Source organism: Komarekiella delphini-convector SJRDD-AB1 (assembly GCF_014831675.1).
In the GTDB taxonomy this organism is placed as follows: Bacteria; Cyanobacteriota; Cyanobacteriia; order Cyanobacteriales; family Nostocaceae; genus Komarekiella.
The window spans coordinates 1-4,402 of record NZ_VJXY01000128.1 but is presented as its reverse complement, the minus strand read 5'-3'; the positions used below and the strand labels follow the sequence as shown (position 1 = coordinate 4,402).

Annotated in this window: 11 protein-coding genes; 8 read left to right on the top strand and 3 right to left on the bottom strand. The window is 41.3% G+C overall.

The features are described from left to right. A partial coding sequence (locus FNW02_RS37375) for an SDR family NAD(P)-dependent oxidoreductase (RefSeq protein ID WP_191762506.1) occupies nt 1-517 on the bottom strand: 517 nt, incomplete at its 3' end. Between the two features lie 196 nt (nt 518-713). On the opposite strand from FNW02_RS37375, the gene FNW02_RS37370 reads away from it, so the two are divergent. From FNW02_RS37370 to FNW02_RS37350, 5 genes are all read left to right on the top strand, one after another. Further along, on the top strand, nt 714-1,100 hold the full coding sequence (locus FNW02_RS37370) for a hypothetical protein (RefSeq protein WP_191762505.1): 387 nt from the start codon (nt 714-716) through the stop codon (nt 1,098-1,100). A 13-nt stretch (nt 1,101-1,113) separates the two neighbouring features. After that, the gene (locus tag FNW02_RS37365; RefSeq protein WP_191762504.1) at nt 1,114-1,464 is read left to right on the top strand and encodes a hypothetical protein; all 351 of its coding nucleotides are present in this window, start codon (nt 1,114-1,116) and stop codon (nt 1,462-1,464) included. Between the two features lie 10 nt (nt 1,465-1,474). Beyond that, nucleotides 1,475-1,699: a hypothetical protein gene (locus tag FNW02_RS37360; RefSeq protein ID WP_191762503.1), complete on the top strand. Its 225-nt coding sequence runs from the start codon at nt 1,475-1,477 to the stop codon at nt 1,697-1,699. After that, nucleotides 1,696-1,890, top strand: coding sequence for a hypothetical protein (locus FNW02_RS37355; RefSeq protein WP_191762502.1), 195 nt, complete (start codon nt 1,696-1,698; stop codon nt 1,888-1,890). The genes FNW02_RS37360 and FNW02_RS37355 overlap by 4 nt, the downstream gene beginning before the upstream one ends. A gap of 66 nt (nt 1,891-1,956) precedes the next feature. Continuing rightward, entirely contained in the window at nt 1,957-2,238 is a 282-nt protein-coding gene (locus tag FNW02_RS37350; RefSeq protein ID WP_191762501.1) for a hypothetical protein, read from the top strand. Between the two features lie 11 nt (nt 2,239-2,249). Here the strand turns inward: FNW02_RS37350 and FNW02_RS37345 are convergent, their stop codons facing one another. After that, entirely contained in the window at nt 2,250-2,624 is a 375-nt protein-coding gene (locus tag FNW02_RS37345; protein ID WP_191762500.1) for a hypothetical protein, read from the bottom strand. Beyond that, nucleotides 2,621-2,953, bottom strand: a complete 333-nt coding sequence (locus FNW02_RS37340; protein WP_191762499.1) for a DUF5674 family protein — start codon at nt 2,951-2,953, stop codon at nt 2,621-2,623. Before FNW02_RS37340 ends, FNW02_RS37345 begins: the two co-directional genes overlap by 4 nt. A gap of 44 nt (nt 2,954-2,997) precedes the next feature. On the opposite strand from FNW02_RS37340, the gene FNW02_RS37335 reads away from it, so the two are divergent. The 3 genes from FNW02_RS37335 to FNW02_RS37325 form a co-directional block, all read left to right on the top strand. After that, nucleotides 2,998-3,357: a hypothetical protein gene (locus FNW02_RS37335; RefSeq protein ID WP_191762498.1), complete on the top strand. Its 360-nt coding sequence runs from the start codon at nt 2,998-3,000 to the stop codon at nt 3,355-3,357. Between the two features lie 341 nt (nt 3,358-3,698). Further along, nucleotides 3,699-4,040, top strand: a complete 342-nt coding sequence (locus tag FNW02_RS37330) for a hypothetical protein (protein ID WP_191762497.1) — start codon at nt 3,699-3,701, stop codon at nt 4,038-4,040. Then, nucleotides 4,006-4,402 (top strand): hypothetical protein (locus tag FNW02_RS37325; RefSeq protein ID WP_191762496.1); only part of this gene is annotated, 397 nt, incomplete at its 3' end. The genes FNW02_RS37330 and FNW02_RS37325, both read left to right, overlap by 35 nt.

Genomic DNA, 4,402 nt, shown 5'->3' with positions numbered 1-4,402 from the left:
TGTAAGCAAATGGTTTGGAATCATAGATGAGTGAATTGGGGTCGGCATGAAGCGTTAATGAGCCTTCAATACTCGATAGATTAACAATGCGACCACTAGAACTATTCAAAATTAGAGGTAATAATGCTTGGGTCAGTTCAACTAGTGCAAAAAAGTTGGTGTTAAACGTCTGTCTAATAATGTCGATTGAAATAGAACTAGCGTTACTGATAGTCCAGTCACTATCCAAAAACACACCAGCATTATTGATCAAGATGTCGAGTTTACCAAAAGAGTCACTAATGTGTTGAACAACAGATTGAATTTGATTACTATCAGTGACATCCAAGCCAACTGGGTAAGCTACTACTCCTTCGTTTCCTAAGTTACTCGCTGCTGTTTTAGCTGCATCTAAACTTCGAGCTGCTAGAAGAATTGTCAATCCATGTTGTCCAAGTTGACGGCTCATTTCCAGCCCCAGACCCTTATTTGCACCAGTAATCAAAGCAACTTTGTTCTTTAATTCGTCTTGCACCATCGTTAAGCACTCCTGTGTGTTAATGAATTTACGCCACGTTCAAAAACAATATCTTTAATTTGGGTTAAAAGACTCCCGTTAATCCTCCCACAAAGTTTAAATAAAGAAAACCTAGAAAAAAGGCTAGGGTAAGCAACATACTGATTGGCAGAAGAAATAAGTAATTTAAGTCAAACTATTTTGAGCTATGAAAATTATGAAAAAATTGAAGATGGCTGAACAAATATCTTTGATTTCTCGGTCAACCCGTCTTGAGTACATTGGTTATGAAGAAAAAAGCAAAATAATTATCCTTAATCGATGTAATAAAAAACGTTTTAGCACAAGGACTTTCATCAACCGCACTCTAGAAACAACAGCCCTTGCCTCTTTACTGTTTACCAGATTTGCGGGAGTAGGAGCGCTCGCTTGTTGGGGGCTGGAGATAATTGAGACTAATACTAATCCCAACATAATCATCTCTAGCTGGCACTATCAGAAAAACGCTTGTTTGGGAGGTATGTTGGTTAGTTTTTCCACCTTCTTAGGCAGTTCTTTACTGTGGGCAAGTCTTAGCATTAGCAGAGATAATTTTCATAAATAATCAGGACAAAACCATGTTGAACAAGTACTTAAATATTTGTGCTGGAGCAATGGGAGTAACAGCAGCGTTAATTGGAGGCACAATTCTAATCAAAGGGACTAACGAGGCGAGTGTCAAAAGTGTACTTGCTGGTTCATGGTTGTTATCCGGTGGAAGTCTTTTAGCTGCTACCCGTTTGTATCAAATCAAAGTCGAGTCAGACATCGACAAGATACTAGAAGAAAGACGCAAAGCAATGCCAAAAGCTTGTAGGGGTTGCAGGAACTTTCACGGAGTTCAGTACCAAGGAGTAATGCTCGTTTGTGGGATACATCCTCATGGTGTAGAGAGTGATACCTGCCCAGATTTTGAGAAGTTTAGTTAACAAAATAGTTATGGAAATCATACTAACCACAGCAGAGATTCGAGCGATTCTCCAGGGGTGTCAGCAGACTTTACGTGTTGTAGGGAGTAGCAAGGATTATCGACTGATTCAGTCTTCTCCTTACTTTTCAACTACGAATGATGTCTATATTAACGATGCTGTAAATGTTTTGGGTGAGGTAATTGGGGCGATTAACGAAGTAGAACAGGTTACTCAACACAAGGGGTGTAAATGATTGAACCAAAAACGCTTATCAAAGGAAAACTATACGAGTTCCGTGGTGTGCAACTGCGTTATCAACACCCGTCTAGTTGTGCTGTGCAAGCCCAATATGTATTCACTAACTCCAAAGGTCAGCGACGAGAGTTGGGAGCGCAGATTATTAGATGGGAATTACACAGTATCGAAGAGTTTGCGGAGAATTAACGAACTATAAGAAAGCGAATACCCCGCCAATCGGATGTCAACCTAAACATACAAAGGAGCAAAAATATGCAGTTAACTGTAGACAACGACATTCAACACAGAGAATCGTCCTTAACCAAAGCATTGCGGCAGATTCACCAGTTGAAATCCAAGGTCGCTGAACTAGAGCAGCAACATCAAAACTATATACGAGCACAACAGAGTTTGATTAGTGCGATCACCGAAATTTGTATTTCTTCGATGCAGGAAGTCGAGGCTCTGCGAATTCTCGTGTGCAAAGGGGAGGCGGAATGTCGGAAGTATTTGCGCTCGTTGTTGGTGCAAAGAAGATTGGCGAATAAAAAGTAAAACTGTGAAAATTAAGCGCTCAGTGATTCTGGCTCTGTATCAGCTATTTCCAAAACCCGACGTAACCAATCTTGAGTCTGTCCCTGTGCAACCTGCTTTTGTTCGGTATCAGACCAAATTTTGTCCCAATGAAATAGCCAATGAGTTAAAACCCGACCTAAATCAACTAACTCTGCGGCTCGATCAATGTCGTCAGCTTTCACCATGTCGGGAACAGTCCACTCAAGAAAGTACCGACTTTCTTTTACCAGAGGCATCATCAAATCCTGGGATGATGTCTTAGTCCACAAAAACTGAATTTGCTCTAGGTGTGCAGCTAAATGATGCAGGCGAGTAGAAACATCATCTTGCGTAAAAATTTGTTGTTCTGGTGTCACTTCGATCATACATTTCCCAAGAACTCGACAATAATTTGGGCTACTCTTTCTCTAATGATAGGGTCTAAAAGTTCCATTGACCGATTCTGACGCGGACGCAGATTTACCATTGATTCAAAAATCATCCTTCCAGTCAATGGCATAAAGCTAGCACACCAGATATTTTCTTGCCGACTACCATCACCCAGCAAGGCTTGTTCGCAATCATAGTGCAAATCACCACCACCAGCCAACACCCAACGCTCAATATCGACTGCGGTTTTGATATAAAACTTGTGCTGTTGCAGCAAAAGTTCAAGTTGAAGAGGAGTGGCGCGATCGCGTAACAGCAGAATCATCTAAATCACAACCTAAATAAAGTGAAGCTTCTGGAGATAGATAAATGTCTCACCTACAAAATATTACAGTTCCTAGTCATTGGCCATTACCAAAATATTCATTGGGTCAACCAACCCAGAAAGGAATTATTGTTGGAATTCAGTACTATCCTGATGATTTGATGGCTCTTACAGGTAGTGGGTATTGGCGTTATGCTGTGGTGGATAAAAACGATTATTCAGAAATATCGCACCTGTCAGAGCAGAAAATTCAGCCACTTACGCCACAAGAGATAAGTGCTGAACTCCATGTTGAGATTGAAGCACATCAACAAAAGATAAGCATTCTTCAAGCAACATTCCGGTCGGTAGAGTTTGGCTCTGTTGAGTTAACAAATACTTGCTCGAACAATGCCCAAGCTTGAGGATCGTCTTGATATAGAAAGCCCAAAAAACGGCGGTTTCAACCACTGCTCTATTTTTATGAAAAAGTGTGCCGTTTTTTTTGTGACACCCGTCCTGTATAGGTTTGAGTGCTGTCAGATGACACTCATGTCACAAAAAAACTGCGCCGCTTTTCGTGACATGAACGGGAAAACAAGGATTCTAGCTGTTGCTTATACTCTGCCGCTTTTCGTGACATCGGTGAACAACTCGTTGCGGGTATTTTCGGCATTAGCGCAACAAATGCAGCCGAGTAAGTTGATATCAATAGCAGCAGTAGCAAATATGTTGCTGCTCACTATCATTTTGGCAGTGACGATATATGGAGCAGCAAACAGAACGGACAAAGCCAAGGATCAACATCCAACTGAAGACAGATGGAGAGTTGAATCTGTCAGGGATACCAGAAAAACTCAGTTACGAAGAGTTTCTGATAGTCCAGCAACTGATTGATCAATCAAAGCAGCGATCCCAAAATGCCAGCAGAGTCCAAGAATTAATGCAGCGAGGGATGATGGCTCAAACAGCGATCGCTGCTTTTAGTGTGTTGATGTTTTCGTTTATGGGAATATACGGATTAACCCGTTTTATTGGTTCACAAGTAAAACAAGTAGAGGAGAGCTATAGCAATGTTAGGAAAATGGATGCCAGGTATATTCGGTAGTAGAAATGATGGTGTAGTATCAACTGACTTGAGAGTTGGTGATGCTACTCAAATTGAGGGGAATATTCCCGGAACGATTCGAGATCGCTATAGTTTACCTGCTTATGCTACAGCACAGCAAGTATTGGACGAGGCAGAAGTAGCGGGAACCTTAAAAGCTCAGAAGTGGTTGCATACAAAGTTTTCTCGTCATAGGCTCAAACAATTGCAATCATTGGCTGAGATGTATAAAAACCAACTTACATACTCTCAAGAAGCGATGAAAGTGGAGGAGGATTTACAGCGAACCAAAGAATTACATGGGGAAGGGGTGATTCGTCATGCGTTTGGTTCCCAAGAACAACAGCGGCAACTGGAAGGAT

Coding starts and splice junctions, on each gene's coding strand:
- FNW02_RS37370 (WP_191762505.1), top strand. CDS start 714: ATGAAAAAATTGAAGATGGCTGAACAAATATCTTTGATTTCTCGGTCA.
- FNW02_RS37365 (WP_191762504.1), top strand. CDS start 1,114: ATGTTGAACAAGTACTTAAATATTTGTGCTGGAGCAATGGGAGTAACA.
- FNW02_RS37360 (WP_191762503.1), top strand. CDS start 1,475: ATGGAAATCATACTAACCACAGCAGAGATTCGAGCGATTCTCCAGGGG.
- FNW02_RS37355 (WP_191762502.1), top strand. CDS start 1,696: ATGATTGAACCAAAAACGCTTATCAAAGGAAAACTATACGAGTTCCGT.
- FNW02_RS37350 (WP_191762501.1), top strand. CDS start 1,957: ATGCAGTTAACTGTAGACAACGACATTCAACACAGAGAATCGTCCTTA.
- FNW02_RS37345 (WP_191762500.1), bottom strand. CDS start 2,624: ATGATCGAAGTGACACCAGAACAACAAATTTTTACGCAAGATGATGTT.
- FNW02_RS37340 (WP_191762499.1), bottom strand. CDS start 2,953: ATGATTCTGCTGTTACGCGATCGCGCCACTCCTCTTCAACTTGAACTT.
- FNW02_RS37335 (WP_191762498.1), top strand. CDS start 2,998: ATGTCTCACCTACAAAATATTACAGTTCCTAGTCATTGGCCATTACCA.
- FNW02_RS37330 (WP_191762497.1), top strand. CDS start 3,699: ATGGAGCAGCAAACAGAACGGACAAAGCCAAGGATCAACATCCAACTG.